Consider the following 14,419-nt stretch of genomic DNA (forward strand, 5'->3'; position numbering starts at 1 on the left):
GGGTGACCTCCTAGAGTTGAGCCGGGGACAGTGCCCGGGCGACGTGGTCGGTGGCCGTGATCGCGCCGTAGGCGACCAGCCGTACGAGGTCGGCGTCGTCCGGATGGGACAGCCGCCAGAGGGCGACATCGCCCGAGCGGATCGCGCTGGGCGCGAACGCCGCCAGCAGGGCGATCCGCGTCGCGACGCGGTCCGCGCCGGGCACGTCCCGGACCAGATCGGTGGCCCACTCCGCGGGCCGGGCCGGGTGCCGGCCGTCCTCCCAGCTCACGGTGGCGGTGACGGTCCGGCGCGCCACGTCGCCCAGCAGGTCTCCGCCCCGCATGGCGGCGTTCCGCAACGACGCGTACGCGACGCCGACCGGGCTGTCCTCGGCCCACGCCGGTGGCGATGCCGCTCTGGCGCCGAGGAGCGGCAGGCTGTGGCCGGGCTCTTTCGGCTCCCGGACCGTCCTCGCGTAGAGCCGGCCCCCGGCTGACCGCACCACACGGGAGCGCTGCAGGCCGCCGGGCAGCAGATCCGGATCGAGCAGCGCCGAGACGATCCGGTTGATGAAGTGGAAGGCGAGCAGGGTGCCGGTGACCTCAGGGCGGTACGGGCTGGTCCACTCACCGGCGCTGGGGCTGCGGCTGGCCTCGGCCCAGCCGACCAGCGCGGCCTGCCGCGGCTCCGGTGGCGTCCCGCCCCGGGCGATGACCTCGGCCAGCTCGTGCTCGCCCAGCGCGTGCAACAGCATCACGTGGGCGTCGACGCAGAATCGGCAGCGGTTGGCCCGGGACACCGCCGACGCGACGAGTTCGCGGTCGACCCGGGACGCGTCTCCGGCGAGCAGGGCCTCGCGCATCAGCGCCCAGGTCGCGGCCAGCACCTCCGGCACCGCCGAGAGCGCCTGGAAGGTGGGCGCCGGACCGAGGAACTCGTCCCGCAGCTGCCGGTAGACGTCCGCGGTGAGACCGGTCGCAGCGCCAGCTGGAGCGGGGGTGAAGAAGCGGTATGTCATGGACTCGATGCTTGCGGCGGCGGGCCGGGAAAGCGTCGTGCCGCCGCAGGCACTTGCCCGGGCGCCGATACCGCGTCCGCAGTACGCCGCATCTACCGCAGGCGCGGGATGCTCCCTGATGGCGACCGTTCTACAGTGCGATCATGCGCCGCGATCTGCCGTACGCCCTCAGCGGCCTCGCCCTCGGCATCCTCCTGCTCGGCAACGCCGCGCTCGCGCCGGACGCCGCACCGGTGCGGGCGATCGATGTCGCCCTGGTCCTGGTCATGGCGTCGGCCCTGGCGGCGTGCCGGCGGTACCCGGTGGTGGCGTTGAGCGTGGTAACCGCCGCCATGCTGGCCCTCCACGTCCGGGTGCATCCCGGGGTGTCCGCCGCGTTCCCCGTCCTCGGTGCGGTCTACGTCGCCGCCTGGCGGGGGCACCGATCGGCCACCGCCCTGGCCAGCCTCGTCTTCCTCGGCGGCTTCCTGGCCCGCGACGTCTCGGTCGCGCCCGCCGGCCGTCCCGGCCAGCTGATCGCCGAGCGGACCGCCCTGCTGCTGGGCTGGTTCGTGGCGGCCAACGTCGCCGGGCTCGTCTCGCGGCAGCGCCGGGCGTACCTGGAGCAGGTCGAGCAGCGGGCGGTCGAGGCCGAACGCACCCGCGAGGAGATGGCGCTGCGCCGCGCCGGGGAGGAGCGCCTGCGTATCGCCCGGGACCTGCACGACTCGCTGACCCACAGCATCTCCGTGATCAAGGTGCAGGCCGGGATCGCCGTACACCTGGCCCGCAAGCACGGCGCGGAACCGTCGGCCGCGCTGCTGGCGATCCAGGAGGCCAGCGGCGCCGCGATGCGGGAACTGCGGGCGACGCTGGACGTCCTGCGTTCACCCTCCGACGGGGACGGGGTCGGGCTGGCCCGGGTGGGCGAGCTCGCCGAGCGGACCCGGGCGGCGGGCGTACCGGTGCAGGTGTCCGTCACCGGTCAGCCCCGGAACCTGCCCGCCGACGTCGACCAGGCCGGCTATCGCGTCGTCCAGGAGGCCCTGACCAACGTCGCCCGCCACGCCGGCCCCGCCACCGCCCAGGTCCACGTGGAGTACGCCCCGGCACAGCTGACCGTCTCCGTGACCGACGACGGCCAGGCCTCGCCGGTCCGGCCGGTGACACCCGGTGTGGGCCTGCGCGGCATGCGGGAACGGGTCACCGGACTGGGCGGCACGCTGCACACCGCCGCCCGCGACGGCGGCGGGTTCGGGGTGCAGGCCACGTTCCCGCTGGAGGAGCCGGCATGACCGAGCGCTTGCGCGAGGTCGAAGCAGCTCAGTCCGCCACGGATCGTGGCGGCTCCGACCGCAGGGAGGAGCCGGCATGATCCGGGTGCTGCTCGCCGACGACCAGGCGCTGATGCGGGCCGGATTTCGGGCGTTGCTCGACGCCGAGGACGACCTGGCGGTCGTCGGCGAGGCCGCCGACGGCGCCTCGGCTGTCGAGCTGTCGCGACGCCTGCGACCGGACGTCGTGCTGATGGACGTGCAGATGCCGGGACTCGACGGCATCGAAGCCACCCGGCGCATCGCCGTCGATCCCGACCTCGCCGCGGTCCGCGTCCTCATCCTCACCAACTACGGGCTCGACTCCCACGTCTTCGCCGCACTCCGCGCGGGCGCCAGCGGATTCCTCCTCAAGGACGCCGACCCCGCCGACCTGCTGCAGGCCGTCGCCGTCGTGGCGCGCGGCGACGCGCTGCTCGCCCCGGCGATCACGCGTACGCTCATCAGCGAGTTCGTCGCCAGCCCACCGCCGGCTGACCCGGCGGCCGGACGCGACGTGCTGACCGCCCGCGAGCAGGAGATCGTCGAGCTCGTCGCCCGGGGGCTGAACAACGACGAGATCGCCGAGCGCATGGTGATCAGCCCGTTGACCGCCAAGACACACGTCAACCGGGCGATGACGAAGCTGCACTGCCGCGACCGTGCCCAGCTGGTCGTGTGGGCGTACGAGTCGGGTCTGATCACACCGCGTCGCCGGTGACACCGCCTCGCCGTGCGCGGACGACAGCGGCGGTGTGACCTCCATCGCCCACGGGAAGGGCCGGGTGAGCCTCGGGCGTTGTCCGGCACATGCCGGAGACGGATGTGGTGGTTGTCGGGGCTGGACAGGCGGGGCTGTCCAGCGCGTACCACCTGCGCTCCGCGGGGCTTGACTTCGCCCTCCTGGACGGCAACGCGGCACCGGGCGGGGCCTGGCAACACCGGTGGCCGACGCTGCGCATGGCGACCGTGCACGGGATCTTCGACCTGCCCGGCATGCGCTTCACGCCTCCGCCGCCGGACGAACCAGCCGCCGACGCGGTGCCGGCCTACTTCGCCGCCTTTGAGCGGGAATTCGGCATCGACGCGCAGCGGCCGGTCGCCGTCACGGCCGTCCGGAACGCCCGCGACGGACGACTCCTCGTCGAATCGGACAACGGCACCTGGACCACCCGGGCACTGATCAACGCCACCGGAACCTGGACCCGGCCGTTCGTGCCGTACTACCCGGGACAGGAAACGTTCCGCGGGCGGCAGCTGCACACCGCCCACTACCGGGGGCCGGCGGAATTCGCCGGGAAGCGGGTGGTCGTCGTCGGGGGCGGAGCGTCGGCCGTGCAGCTCCTGGTCGAGATCGCCGACGTCGCGGCGACGACGACCTGGGTCACCCGCCGGCCGCCGGTGTTCCGGGACGGGCCGTTCACGCCGGACTACGGACGTGAGGTGGTCGCCAAGGTGGAGGCACGGGTACGGGCCGGCCTGCCCCCGGGAAGCATCGCCAGCGCGACCGAGCTGTCGTGGACACCGCAGCTGCGCGAAGCCCGGGAACGCGGTCTCCTCCGCCGTCTGCCGATGTTCGACCGTATCGTCCCCGATGGCGTCCAGTGGCGCGACGGCGCGGCGCAGGACGTGGACGTCATCCTCTGGTGCACCGGCTTCCGGCCGGCGCTCGACCACCTGGCCCCGCTGCGGCTGCGGGGGCCCCGTGGCGGCATCGTCGTGGACGGCACCCGGGTGGTCGCCGACCCCCGGATCCACCTGGTCGGCTACGGGCCGTCCGCGAGCACGGTCGGCGCGAACCGCGCCGGGCGGGCAGCGGTCCGCGAGCTGCGCGCGCTGCTGGCGGCACCCGCCCCGGCCTGACCGCAACGCGGCGGATCCATCAAGGACGCTGTGCCGGCAGGGCTCAGAGCCAGGGCGGTGGACCCTCGAAGGTGAGGGCGTGCACGTCGAACAGCACTGCCGCCTCCACGCCCAGCGCCGGCCCGCCCTGTCGGGCCGCCCAGGTGAGGAACGGCCCGGGTTCGGGGCCGGCCACGCCCAAGCCCCTGGTGTACTCGGCGTGCGCAGCCAGCGAGGCGATACCCCGCTGCAACGGCTCACCCGTGACGTCCACGCCGTGCGTGGGGTGCTCCGCGCCGGCGAAGCAGACGTAGCGCACCCCGCCCCAGGGCGGCAGCCCTTCACCCACCAGTTCCGGGAAGATCCACCGGTTGCCCGCGTCGCGGGCCGCGTCCAGCGTCGCCAGCCCCACCGCCCGATGGTCGGCCTGGTTGGTCATGCCGCCCACCATGCGGATGGTGAAGGCGCCCGCGACGATGACCTCGGGCCGGTGCCGGCGGATCGCCCGCACGATGTCGCGGCGCAGGTCCGGGCCGTACTCGACGACCCCGTCGCGGTGATCGAGGAACTCCACGACCTCCACGCCGACCTCCCGGGCCGCGGCGCGCTGCTCCTCCTCCCGCAACGGCGCGGCCTGGTCCGGGTGCATGGTGTCGATTCCTGCCTCGCCCCGGGTGGCCAGCAGGTAGGTGACGTGCTTGCCCTGCGCGGTCCAGCGGGCGATCGCCGAGGCCGCGCCGTACTCGATGTCGTCAGGGTGTGCGGCCACCGCAAGGCAGCGCTCCCAGTCCTCCGGCAGTGCCGGTAGAAGACCATCCACGGTCCACACCGTAGGCGACTCACCGCCGCTCCGTCACCGCCGCGCCGCCACGTTGACATCCGTCAACCAGGCGATAATGAGCGGGTGGATCCCAGCCGGCTGCACCCGCAGGCGCGGGCGGCGATGCAAGTCCAGCAGCGTGTCCCGCTCACCCGGTCGACCCTGCCGGCGGCACGGCTCAGCATGGTCCAGGCAACCCCGGCCGAGGTGGGCAACGGACCGTCGATCCGGTCCGTGGTGACCGTCGACGCCGGCGGCGTGCCCGCCCGTCTCTACCGCGACGGCGATCACGACGCGACGCCGGTGGTCCTCTATGCGCACGGCGGGGGCTGGGTGATGGGCAGCGTGGAAACCCACGACGGGTTGTGCCGGCACGTGGCGGCCGCGTCCGGCTGGGCCGTGCTCTCCGTGGACTATCGGCTCGCCCCCGAATATCCGTACCCGGCCGCGGTGGACGACATGACGCGCACGCTCACCTGGCTGCGCGGGCCTGGGGCGGCTCGGCACGGCCTCGACCCGGGCCGGATAGCGGTGGCCGGTGACTCCGTGGGAGGGCACCTCGCGGCGGTGACCGCCCGGCGCGCCCGGGACGCGGGGATCCGTCTTGCGGGACAGATCCTCATCTGCCCGGTCATCGACCCCGCCGCCGACTACCCGGCCCTCGACGAGTACGGCCTGGACCGGGAGGAGATGCGGTTCTTCTGGGACGCGTTCGCCCCACCCGGGGTGGACCGTACCCAGCCAGATCTGGACCCCCTGCGGGCCGACCTCACCGGCCTGCCCCCCGCCCTGGTCATCACCGCCGAACTCGACCTGTTGTCCGCCGAGGGTGAGCGGTACGCGGCCCGGCTGCTGGCGGCCGGCGTTCCCGTCACCGCAACCCGATACCAGGGGCTCATCCACAACTTCCCGCGGAAGCTGGCCCTGTTCGACGCCGCCCATGTCGCCCTGGCCCAGTTGGCCGCCGCGCTGAGCCGTTGGTGAAACGGTTGGTACCGCCGCTGCGGGCCAGCACCTTGGGCGTCGCGATGGGGTGTTCGTCAGGCCGCGTCCTGGCGGTGGCCGGCGGCTCGGCCGGTGCGTCGGGCCCGGCGGCGGGCGTCGCCGCGTTCCAGCCACCACTCGGCGACGAGCAGGTTGACCACCCAGCTCATCCAGACGCTGGCGCCGGCCGCGGCCCGGATCATCGCGTCCTGGTCGCCGCCGTAGGTCGTGTCGACATGGGGCAGCAGCAGGACGATGAAGAGCACCAACCACGCCCGGTTAACCACGATCGACGTGGTCAGCGCGAAGCTGCGGATCATCCACCGGCGGTGCTCGACGAACCGGCGTTGCCGCGCCATCCGATAGCCGGCGACCGAGGTGGCGAGCCAGAGCACTGCCAGCATGGTGTTGCCGACCTGTGAGACGAAGCCGGTGCTGCTGAACGGTGCGACGCCCAGGATCGCGATCCCCGCCGGGAAGACCCCACCGAAGAAGTACGCCCGGCCCATCCAGCGGTGCGCGGCCGGGTAGCGGCGACGGAACCAGGGCCAGACCTGGAAGCAGCCGGCGACCAGGGCCACGGAGCCGAACACGATGTGCGCCACCAGCAGCGGGTAGTACTGCGGGTAATCCTCCGGGACCGGCAGCCGCGACCGGCTCGGGTCAAGCGTCAGGTACGGCGGCAGCGCGTACGCGACGAACGCGACCGCGACCAGCAGCAGCGGTACCGCCCAGCGCAGCTGCCGCCGCACGCGGCGGCGACCGGCCGGGTGCCCGGCCGGCCCGCCGGTTACGGGCGGGGTTGACGAGGTGTCGACGGTCGTTGGCATGTTCGCTTCCCCTGCCTTCTCGCATCGGCCGGTCTTGACCCAGGGCGTCCGGCGCTCACCCACCGAGCCCGGTCGGCCGGGGCCTACGACCCGCAACCGCCGGCCGTGCCGCTCGTGATGTGGCGAACCGGATGCAACAGACTCTGCGCCGTCCCGGCCGCCGGGTCAGCGGTGCTGGCTCCCGCATCGCTGGTGGTGCTGGCACCACCCCTGGGCACGCGCGAAAGCTCCGAGCTCTGCGCTGCAGGGGACAGAATGGGGCCCCTGGCCAGCGGCTTGGTGACGCCGGCCAGGGGCCCCTTGACGCGATCAGCCTTACCTCAGCCGTCGGACTCCGACGACGGGATGTAGGCGCCCGGCACGTCCTCCGGCGCGAAAATCTTGTCCTCGCCGGGGTAGGGCCTCTTCCAGTCGTGCGCCTGGTACCACGTGAAGTGGTTCATCTGCGCGGGGTTCGCGAAGTCGGGCTTGGCGTCGGGCCCGGTCAGCCGCTGGTGCGACTTCCACTCGTCCCACTGCGCCGCCACCTGCTGCTTGTCCGCCGGCACGGTCGCCGACGGCGCGGCCGCGGCGAGGGGGTTCTGCTGGGCCGGGGTGTCCACGCCGCAGGCAGGCGGGGTCGCCAGACCCGCGGTCAGCGAGGTCCGGTTGGGCACCGCGGTGAACGGCGTGAAGTCCGCGTTCTGGGTGAACGCCCCCCGCATCGGGTTGGCCGCGCTTCCTTCTGGTTCATCGGGTGGATCCCGAGGATCTGCTCGATGGTCCGGATCATCGTGATCTGCGTGTAGTAGTGGCTGTCGACGACACCGTGCCGGGCCCAGGGGCTGATGATCTGGATCGGGGCACGGTGGCCGTCGACGTGGTCGAGGCCGGCCTGCGAGTCGTCCTCGACCACGAAGATCGCCGACTCCTTCCAGTACGGGCTGTGCGAGATCTTGTCGACGATCTTGCCGACCGCGAGGTCGTTGTCCGCGACCTGGGCGGCCGCGTTCGGCGGGCCACCGGTGTGGTCGCTGGAGAGCCAGAACATGTTGAGGTTCGCCGGCCCGTTCTTCTCGAAGTCACGCTTCCAGATCTCGTACCGGTAGATGTCCGGGACGCCCAGGTCGTACTTCGGGAAGCCGGGCACCGACACGTTGTTGAGCGACGGGATCGGCGAGGAGGAGACCATGCGGTAGGCGGAATCCTGCCCGGTCGCGGCCATGTTCCTGGTGTCGCAGTAGAGGTTCTGCCAACTCGAGCCGGGCGGCTTGGTCAGGAACTGGTGGAACTCGCCGAAGTTCCGCACGGTCTTCCCGGCCGCCTGCGCGCCGGTCCAGAGGAAGCCGGTCCGCTGGTGGCCGAGAGCGTCGTCCTCCGTGTCGTAGCTGCGGATGTACTCACCGGCCGAGGACTCGGTGTACTCCGGGTTGTCGGCCTGCATCAGCCAGTTGTGGCCCTCGGCCGAGTTCGTGCCGACGTCGTACGTGTTGTCGTACAGCCCGAACTGGCGAGCCATCGCGTGCTGGTTCGGGGTCACGTTCTCGCCGAACTGGGCCAGCGACGGGTCGCCGTTGCCCCGCGGGTCGTCACCGAAGACCTGGTCGTAGGTTCGGTTCTCCTTGACGATCAGGAAGACGTGCTTGATCGTTGACGGGTCGCCGAGGCGCAACGGGACCGGCACCGGCTTCTTGTCGCCCTTGCCCTCGGTCAGCGTGACCGAGCTGCCGTGCCAACCGTTCTGGCTGAACACCTTTCCGGTCTCGGACTTGATGACATCGTCGCCGGGCAGCGTGAACCGCGTCAGGCTGACCAATTTGATTGTGGATCGTCAGTGATCATAGATTGGTCGTGTGGACCTTCTTCGATTCTCGCAGACCGCGGGACTCCTGTCGGTGTTTACCTCGTGACGTTTGGTGGTTGGGTTGGTTCGGGGAGGATTCCGGGGACGCGGTCCGGCCGTGAGCGTTAGTTCTGCTCGATCGATGGTGGGTCGTTGAGTCGGTGAGCGGGAAGCTGCGGCTGGGCGAAGGCGAGACGGCCCGGACTGCGTGTGCCCGGGCTGTGCTGCGCACCGGTGTGGACGAGGAGACCGGTGAGGTCCTGTCTCGGGCGGTGCTGGTGCGGCGGGTTGGTTGGTGTGCTGATCTGGTGGCGGGCATGGTGGCCGCGCTGGTCGGCGAACACTGGAACCGTATGGATGTGGAGGTACTGGCGGCCGGGGTGGATGCGGGTGGACGGCGGTTGCCGTCGCACGCGTGGATGGCGTTGCGACGCCTGGGCTGGACCGCCACCCCGCCTCGGGGTGTGAGGGTCAATGACCGGGTCGTGCGGATGGCGCAGGAGCAGGCGGGGCGTGCGCTGCGGTCGGCGGCGTGGCGTGCCGAGGTGACAGCCGGAGTCCTGTCGGCGTGGCCGGCTGATCCGCGCAAGCGCACCCCTGCGGAGTGGGATCAGGTTCGGGCCTCGATCCCCGGCGGGAAGCATCTGCCGTCCAGTGTTATCAAGGGCCGGACCCGGCAGGTCGTCACGTTCGTCAAGGTCAACGGTCGGCTGCCGGTGGACGTGTTCGAGTTGGAAGGCGTCCCGAGAATCGGGCGGATGTTGCTGTTGGCCGCGTGTGACCGGCAGCAGGCCATCATCGAGCGCAGCGACACCGACCCGGGCAGGGCGCTGCTGCGGCTGCAACTGCCCACCCGTCCGGATCCGCGGACGTATCGGGACTGGACGTGGGTCGAGTGTCCGATCAGGCTGCCGTCCACGGTTCCTGCCTCGGCGGTGCTGCACCTGCCGACCCTCCGCGTCACCGACGGGACGGTGTGTGCCGACATGGCGTACACGCATGCCGTGCCGAAGGCCCGGGCTACCGGTCACTCGGTGGCGCTCGGTGTGGACTGGGGTCTCAACACTCTCCTCAGCGCGGGCGCCCTGCGACTGGGTAAGGATGGGCGGGTCACGGCGTTGGGGGCTGGTGGACAGTTCCGGGCCGCTGGGGTCCTGGCCAAGCAGCACCGCCTGCGGCGCCAGAGTGAGCGGCTGCATGCGAAGGCCGACCAGTACGCGCGGCTGCTCGGCGGCCGCCCCGACGAGCAGTTGAGAGCGAAACACGAGGTGCTGGCCGGCGAGATCCGCCACGTGTCCGCCCGCCGATCCAACCTCAACGATGCGCTTGCGTGGGCTGCCGCCCGCTGGACCGTCGACCAGGCGATCGCCGCGCGGGCGTCCGTCATCTATCTGGAAGACCTGCGCTCGATGGAAGCCAAGGGCATGGGACACAGCCTGAACACGCGGCTGTCCCAGCAGGTCCGCGGAAAGATCAGCGACCGGATGCGGCACCTCGCCGCCGAGCACGGTATCGCCGTGGTCACCGTCCCCGCCCGGAACACTTCCAAGCACTGCCCGCAATGTTTGACCCCGCTACAGCACCGTAAAGCCCCCGACCGGCCCGCCACGTCGGGATGGAAGTGGGCCATCTGCCCCAACCAGTCCTGCCGTTGGCAAGGAGACCGGGACCACGGCGCCTGGCGGCGCATCGCCGCCCGCGGACTCACCCACCAAGCCAAAACCGTCACCGACAAGACCAGCGGGCAGATGGTGATCCGCTCGGTCGTCGACGAACTCGAAGCCGCAGCCGTCATCACCCCCAGCACCACCACAGGCAGCCGGAGGGACCGGTCGAAGGCCGGCCCTACCCGGCACAAGCCACCACGCCCCGCGCCCAGGCGACGCAGGGCACCCTCCCCCACCCGGCCCCACGGTCAGGCGGGCAAGCGTCCGGAGGGACACGCACCAACGGACCGGAAGCTGCCCCGCGCAGCCCACCGACACCAGAGCGTGAACACGATCAGCACACCCACCGCCGGCCACCGGCCACGCGGAGCCGCACTGGGCGCAGGATTCCATCTCCACGTCCATGCATCTCCACCACGGTGGGAAACGATCCCGGAAACTCAATCCGACTCAAGATCGCTAAGCTGATCAGGGACGCTCGACGTCGTGTCGTGGGTGCCGTGCCCGGCGTTCTTGGTGGGCCGGCGGGCGTCGATACCGCGGGTGTTGGAGACCAGCACGTCCTTGCCGAAGGTGGTGATCTCCGCGGGGAAGTAGTCCGTCGGGAGCAGGCCGACATAGCTGACCGGCTCCAGCGGGGTCGTGTACCGGTAGACGGCGACCGCGTTGGCGCGGCCGACCAGCAGGTGACCGTCATCCGTGAGCGTCACCGCGTTGGGCTCGTAGCCCACCGTCGCCTCCGGCCACGGCTGGGTGGCGATGGTCTGGACGACCTTGTTGCTCGCGGTGTCGATGACCGACACGTCGTTGGTGGCGGTGTTGGTGACGAACAACGCCCCGTTCTTGGCGTACAGGGCGGTCGGGTGCAGACCGACGTCGATGCTCGACGGAGCGGCGGCCGGGTTCGCCAGGTCGATGACGCTGACCGTGCCGCTGAGGGTGGCGGCGGTGACCTGGTCGGCCAGCACCGGCGTGTTGTACGAGTTGATCGTGGGCTCGCCGGGCAACGCCTTCCGCCCGCCCTCGTTGCTGACGTAGAGCTTGCCGCCGACCTCGATCATGTCACGCGGGGCGTTGCCCACGGCCCAGCTCTGCTCGATGACCCCGGTTGCCGCGTTGATGGCGACCACGCGGTTCTGGCCGTTGACGGCGGAGTACACGGTGGAGCCGTCCGGCGAGAACACCGCCTCGCTCGCCAGCGCGCGCCGGGGCCCGTCCTGCGGAATCCGGATGAACGTCGGGTTGGCGAGGGTGCCGTCCGGGTTCACGGTGAATTTGCGGTAGCCGTCGGCCTGGCCCAGCCACAGCTGCGATCCGTCGGGGGAGTACGTGGGGCCTTCCTGGCCCACGTCGTTGCCGCTGATCCGCAGATCCGCCGCCGCGTTGTTGCCGACGAGCTGCTGCACCTTCCAGTTCTTCAGGTCCACGACGGCCAGCGCCATCCCGCCGTCGGTGACCGCGGCCGCGAGGTGGGTGCCGTCCGGGCTGACCGTGGACGACATGATCTTGCCGTTGTTGATGACGAGGCGCTCGCCGATCGGGTTGATGTACTGGTCGGCGGATACGACCAGGCCCTGGTCGGTGGTCTGGCCGACCTGGTCGGTGCCGAACCGGTGCGTCTGGGCGAAACCGATGCCGGTGCCGGCGGCGACGACGACAGCGGTGGTGCCTGCCGTCACGAGGGGGATCCGGCGGCCGATGCGTCGACCGAGAAGGCCTGAGCCGTCCTTCCCGACACGCCGGCGGCGGCGTGTTACCTGCATTGACTTATCCCTTCGTGGTGGGGAGCAGTTCGACATTGCCGTCGAACTGCCAGAGCGGGTTCGGTGCGTCCCCGGTCGAGGTCCGCACCAGGAAGTAGCCGTTCACTTCCTTCGGTCCGTCGCCGTCGGCCACGAACCGCCCGTCTGCGGTGACGTCGAGCTGGTAGATGGCCGTCCCGGCGGCCTCGACGTCGGGGAGATGCCAGGAGACGACGCAACGCCAGTCGTTGCCTGGCCCCTGGGCGGCGACCTTGCCACCGCCCTTGTTGCACGTCGCCGTCGCCTTCAGTTGCGCTTCGGTGACGTCAAGGCGATTGAGCTGCCTGGTCTGCATGCGGTAGAGGTGGGCGAATGCCGTGGCGACCGCGCGCTGCACCTTGTCCTGCTCGATCCCGGAGCCGGTGGCCGGCGTCGCCGCGGCGACGACCCCTACCGTCGCGGCGAGCAGCCCGACGAGCGGCAGGACGCCGGCGGTGACCGCCCGGCGCCCCGAGCCGTCGTAGGTCGGATTGGTGAAGTCGCGCCGCAGGAAGAGCAGGTACGCCAGCGCCGTCGCGGCCACGGTCCACACCAGGCTGACCACGATGCCGATCAGCAGCGGGCCGAGCTGTGTCGGGCTGGTGAACAGACCGTTCCACGCGATGAAGGCATAGCCGGGCAGGGCAAGGCGTACGGCGACGGGGAGCGGCAGCATCTGGGCGAGCTGCATTGCCAGCGCGACGAGCGCGGGCAGCAGCAGTCCCATCGGCGAGCGCCCCAGCGTGACGGACCGAGTAGTCCGATCGCGGCGAGGGCCAAGGTTGGGGCGAGCACGCAGACCCAGGCGAGCAGCACCTTCCCGGTGGCGTCCGCTGGCGTCAGCAGGTGGCCGTCGAGGCCGACCAGCGGCTCATTGCCGACTGCCACGACGCCGCCGGCCGCGCTCGAACAGGCCAGCCCGGCCACGAGCAGCAGGATGACGGTGAGGCTGGACAGTGCCTTCGCCGAAGATCCGTCGAGGCGACCGGACCGCAACGAGCAGGTAGCGCCAGGTGCCGAGCCGGTCCTCGGAGGCGAACACGTCGCCGGCGACCACCGAGGTCAGCAGCGGAAGCGCTCAGGTGCCCGCGAAACCGAGCGACACCAGCGGACCGGCCCACCCGGTGGCGTGCATCCAGCGGCCGAAGAGGGTGTCGACGGGCAGCGAGCTCTGCTGGCTCACCGCGGCGACGAAGAGCGCCGGCGCGATCCAGCAGGCGAGGAGCAGCAAGCGGATCCGCCATTGCGAGACCAGCTTGACCAGTTCGAAGCGGTAGCCGCGCGCCACCGAGACGCGGCGGGCCCTGGTGGCTTGGTCGGCGGTGATGGTGGCGGTCATCGGCCGGCCTCCTGCTGCTCGGTGAGGGCGAGGAACGCGGCCTCGAGCGGCGACACCACGGGTGCGAGCTCGCGCACCGCGATGCCCGCCTGCACGAGCCGTACCACCAGTTCGTCGAGCGCGGGCACCAGCGCGCGGACGACGAGCATCTCGGCGTCCGGCCGCGCCACGGCGTCGTCGTCAACGCGGATTCCGGCCGTGTCGTCGGCCAGCCGCCGGGCGGCCCCCGGATCGGAGGTGCGCAACCGGTAGCTGAGTTCACGGTTTTCGGCGGCCAGCTTGCCGAGTGGGCCGGAGAAGACGACCCGTCCCGTGGCGAGGGTGGTGACCTCGGAGCACAGTGCCTCGAGGTCGCCCATGCGGTGGCTCGAAAGTACGACACTGGTTCCGCCCCCGGCGAGCCGGGTGAGGACACCGTGTACGTGCTTCTTGCCGGCCGGGTCGAGGCCGTTGGACGGTTCGTCGAGAACGAGCAGTCGGGGCTTGGTGAGCAGCGCGGCGGCGAGCCCGAGCCGCTGGCGCATGCCGAGGGAGAAGCTGCTCGCCCGGTCGTCGGCGACATCGGTGAGCCCGACCTGGTCGAGCACGTCGTCGATCGCCGTCGTCCGCGTGTCGTGGCCGCACAGAACGGCCAGGGCGGCGAGGTTCTGCCTGGCGGTGAGCGAGGGGTAGAGGCCGGGACCGTCCACGAAGCCGGCGACACCGTCGGGAGCGTCCAGCGCCCGGGCGATCGGCGTACCCAGGATCTCGAGGCGGCCGCTGTCGGCGACGGCCAGGCCCAGCAGGAGGCCGAGCAATGTGGTCTTGCCGGCGCCGTTCGGCCCGACCAGGCCGTGGATCTGCCCCTGCGCCACATCCAGATCGATGCCGTCGAGCGCCACGACATCGCCGAAACACTTGGTGATCCTTCGAGCCCGGATTGCGAGGAGTGCGTCCATGAGCCCCTTCTTTCGTCGCCCTAAGCAACCTCGGGACCGCACCCAACCCAGGCATCGACAGCTGGTTAAACGTTCATGGAACGGGAGGCGACGGGCATCCGTTG

14 protein-coding genes are annotated in these 14,419 nt (G+C 71.3%); 5 read left to right on the plus strand and 9 right to left on the minus strand.

All coding sequences use genetic code 11. The features are described from left to right. Nucleotides 1-10: 10 nt before the first annotated feature. Entirely contained in the window at nucleotides 11-1,000 is a 990-nt protein-coding gene (locus ABZ783_RS27820; RefSeq protein WP_357443133.1) for a carboxymuconolactone decarboxylase family protein, read from the minus strand. Nucleotides 1,001-1,143: 143 nt separating this feature from the next. Between ABZ783_RS27820 and ABZ783_RS27825 the strand changes: the two genes are divergently transcribed. From ABZ783_RS27825 to ABZ783_RS27835, 3 genes are all read left to right on the plus strand, one after another. Beyond that, nucleotides 1,144-2,274: a sensor histidine kinase gene (locus ABZ783_RS27825; protein WP_357443135.1), complete on the plus strand. Its 1,131-nt coding sequence runs from the start codon at nucleotides 1,144-1,146 to the stop codon at nucleotides 2,272-2,274. 76 nt (nucleotides 2,275-2,350) lie between these two features. Continuing rightward, nucleotides 2,351-3,013 (plus strand): response regulator transcription factor, encoded by a 663-nt coding sequence (locus ABZ783_RS27830; RefSeq protein WP_357443138.1) that lies wholly within the window; start codon nucleotides 2,351-2,353, stop codon nucleotides 3,011-3,013. A gap of 89 nt (nucleotides 3,014-3,102) precedes the next feature. Next, a complete protein-coding gene (locus tag ABZ783_RS27835) occupies nucleotides 3,103-4,155 on the plus strand; it encodes an FAD-dependent oxidoreductase (RefSeq protein WP_357443141.1) in 1,053 nt (350 codons plus the stop codon). Nucleotides 4,156-4,198: 43 nt separating this feature from the next. Here the strand turns inward: ABZ783_RS27835 and ABZ783_RS27840 are convergent, their stop codons facing one another. Next, entirely contained in the window at nucleotides 4,199-4,954 is a 756-nt protein-coding gene (locus ABZ783_RS27840; RefSeq protein ID WP_357443144.1) for a PIG-L deacetylase family protein, read from the minus strand. A gap of 84 nt (nucleotides 4,955-5,038) precedes the next feature. Between ABZ783_RS27840 and ABZ783_RS27845 the strand changes: the two genes are divergently transcribed. Next, on the plus strand, nucleotides 5,039-5,938 hold the full coding sequence (locus ABZ783_RS27845) for an alpha/beta hydrolase (RefSeq protein WP_357443147.1): 900 nt from the start codon (nucleotides 5,039-5,041) through the stop codon (nucleotides 5,936-5,938). Nucleotides 5,939-5,994: 56 nt separating this feature from the next. Here ABZ783_RS27845 and ABZ783_RS27850 read toward each other — a convergent pair whose 3' ends face one another. The 3 genes from ABZ783_RS27850 to ABZ783_RS27860 form a co-directional block, all read right to left on the minus strand. Then, nucleotides 5,995-6,768, minus strand: coding sequence for a DUF2306 domain-containing protein (locus tag ABZ783_RS27850; protein ID WP_357443150.1), 774 nt, complete (start codon nucleotides 6,766-6,768; stop codon nucleotides 5,995-5,997). Between the two features lie 320 nt (nucleotides 6,769-7,088). Continuing rightward, nucleotides 7,089-7,472 (minus strand): hypothetical protein, encoded by a 384-nt coding sequence (locus tag ABZ783_RS27855; RefSeq protein ID WP_357443153.1) that lies wholly within the window; start codon nucleotides 7,470-7,472, stop codon nucleotides 7,089-7,091. Next, nucleotides 7,403-8,563, minus strand: coding sequence for an alkaline phosphatase family protein (locus tag ABZ783_RS27860; RefSeq protein WP_357443155.1), 1,161 nt, complete (start codon nucleotides 8,561-8,563; stop codon nucleotides 7,403-7,405). Before ABZ783_RS27860 ends, ABZ783_RS27855 begins: the two co-directional genes overlap by 70 nt. A gap of 188 nt (nucleotides 8,564-8,751) precedes the next feature. Here ABZ783_RS27860 and ABZ783_RS27865 point away from each other — a divergent pair, with 188 nt between their 5' ends. After that, nucleotides 8,752-10,725 (plus strand): zinc ribbon domain-containing protein, encoded by a 1,974-nt coding sequence (locus tag ABZ783_RS27865; protein WP_357443158.1) that lies wholly within the window; start codon nucleotides 8,752-8,754, stop codon nucleotides 10,723-10,725. On the opposite strand, the gene ABZ783_RS27870 is transcribed toward ABZ783_RS27865, so the two are convergent. The 4 genes from ABZ783_RS27870 to ABZ783_RS27885 form a co-directional block, all read right to left on the minus strand. Then, nucleotides 10,698-11,936: a hypothetical protein gene (locus ABZ783_RS27870; RefSeq protein WP_357443160.1), complete on the minus strand. Its 1,239-nt coding sequence runs from the start codon at nucleotides 11,934-11,936 to the stop codon at nucleotides 10,698-10,700. The two genes, ABZ783_RS27865 and ABZ783_RS27870, sit on opposite strands and share 28 nt — an antisense overlap. A gap of 88 nt (nucleotides 11,937-12,024) precedes the next feature. Next, nucleotides 12,025-12,765, minus strand: coding sequence for a hypothetical protein (locus ABZ783_RS27875; protein ID WP_357443162.1), 741 nt, complete (start codon nucleotides 12,763-12,765; stop codon nucleotides 12,025-12,027). A 351-nt stretch (nucleotides 12,766-13,116) separates the two neighbouring features. Further along, nucleotides 13,117-13,377: a hypothetical protein gene (locus ABZ783_RS27880; RefSeq protein WP_357443165.1), complete on the minus strand. Its 261-nt coding sequence runs from the start codon at nucleotides 13,375-13,377 to the stop codon at nucleotides 13,117-13,119. Next, the gene (locus tag ABZ783_RS27885; protein ID WP_357443167.1) at nucleotides 13,374-14,315 is read right to left on the minus strand and encodes an ABC transporter ATP-binding protein; all 942 of its coding nucleotides are present in this window, start codon (nucleotides 14,313-14,315) and stop codon (nucleotides 13,374-13,376) included. The genes ABZ783_RS27880 and ABZ783_RS27885 overlap by 4 nt, the downstream gene beginning before the upstream one ends. Between the last annotated feature and the right edge of the window lie 104 nt (nucleotides 14,316-14,419).

Source organism: Micromonospora sp. NPDC047738 (genome assembly GCF_040642675.1).
GTDB lineage: Bacteria > Actinomycetota > Actinomycetes > Mycobacteriales > Micromonosporaceae > Micromonospora.

Coding starts and splice junctions, on each gene's coding strand:
- ABZ783_RS27820 (WP_357443133.1), bottom strand. CDS start 1,000: ATGACATACCGCTTCTTCACCCCCGCTCCAGCTGGCGCTGCGACCGGT.
- ABZ783_RS27825 (WP_357443135.1), top strand. CDS start 1,144: ATGCGCCGCGATCTGCCGTACGCCCTCAGCGGCCTCGCCCTCGGCATC.
- ABZ783_RS27830 (WP_357443138.1), top strand. CDS start 2,351: ATGATCCGGGTGCTGCTCGCCGACGACCAGGCGCTGATGCGGGCCGGA.
- ABZ783_RS27835 (WP_357443141.1), top strand. CDS start 3,103: ATGCCGGAGACGGATGTGGTGGTTGTCGGGGCTGGACAGGCGGGGCTG.
- ABZ783_RS27850 (WP_357443150.1), bottom strand. CDS start 6,768: ATGCCAACGACCGTCGACACCTCGTCAACCCCGCCCGTAACCGGCGGG.
- ABZ783_RS27855 (WP_357443153.1), bottom strand. CDS start 7,472: ATGCGGGGGGCGTTCACCCAGAACGCGGACTTCACGCCGTTCACCGCG.
- ABZ783_RS27875 (WP_357443162.1), bottom strand. CDS start 12,765: ATGGGACTGCTGCTGCCCGCGCTCGTCGCGCTGGCAATGCAGCTCGCC.
- ABZ783_RS27880 (WP_357443165.1), bottom strand. CDS start 13,377: ATGACCGCCACCATCACCGCCGACCAAGCCACCAGGGCCCGCCGCGTC.
- ABZ783_RS27885 (WP_357443167.1), bottom strand. CDS start 14,315: ATGGACGCACTCCTCGCAATCCGGGCTCGAAGGATCACCAAGTGTTTC.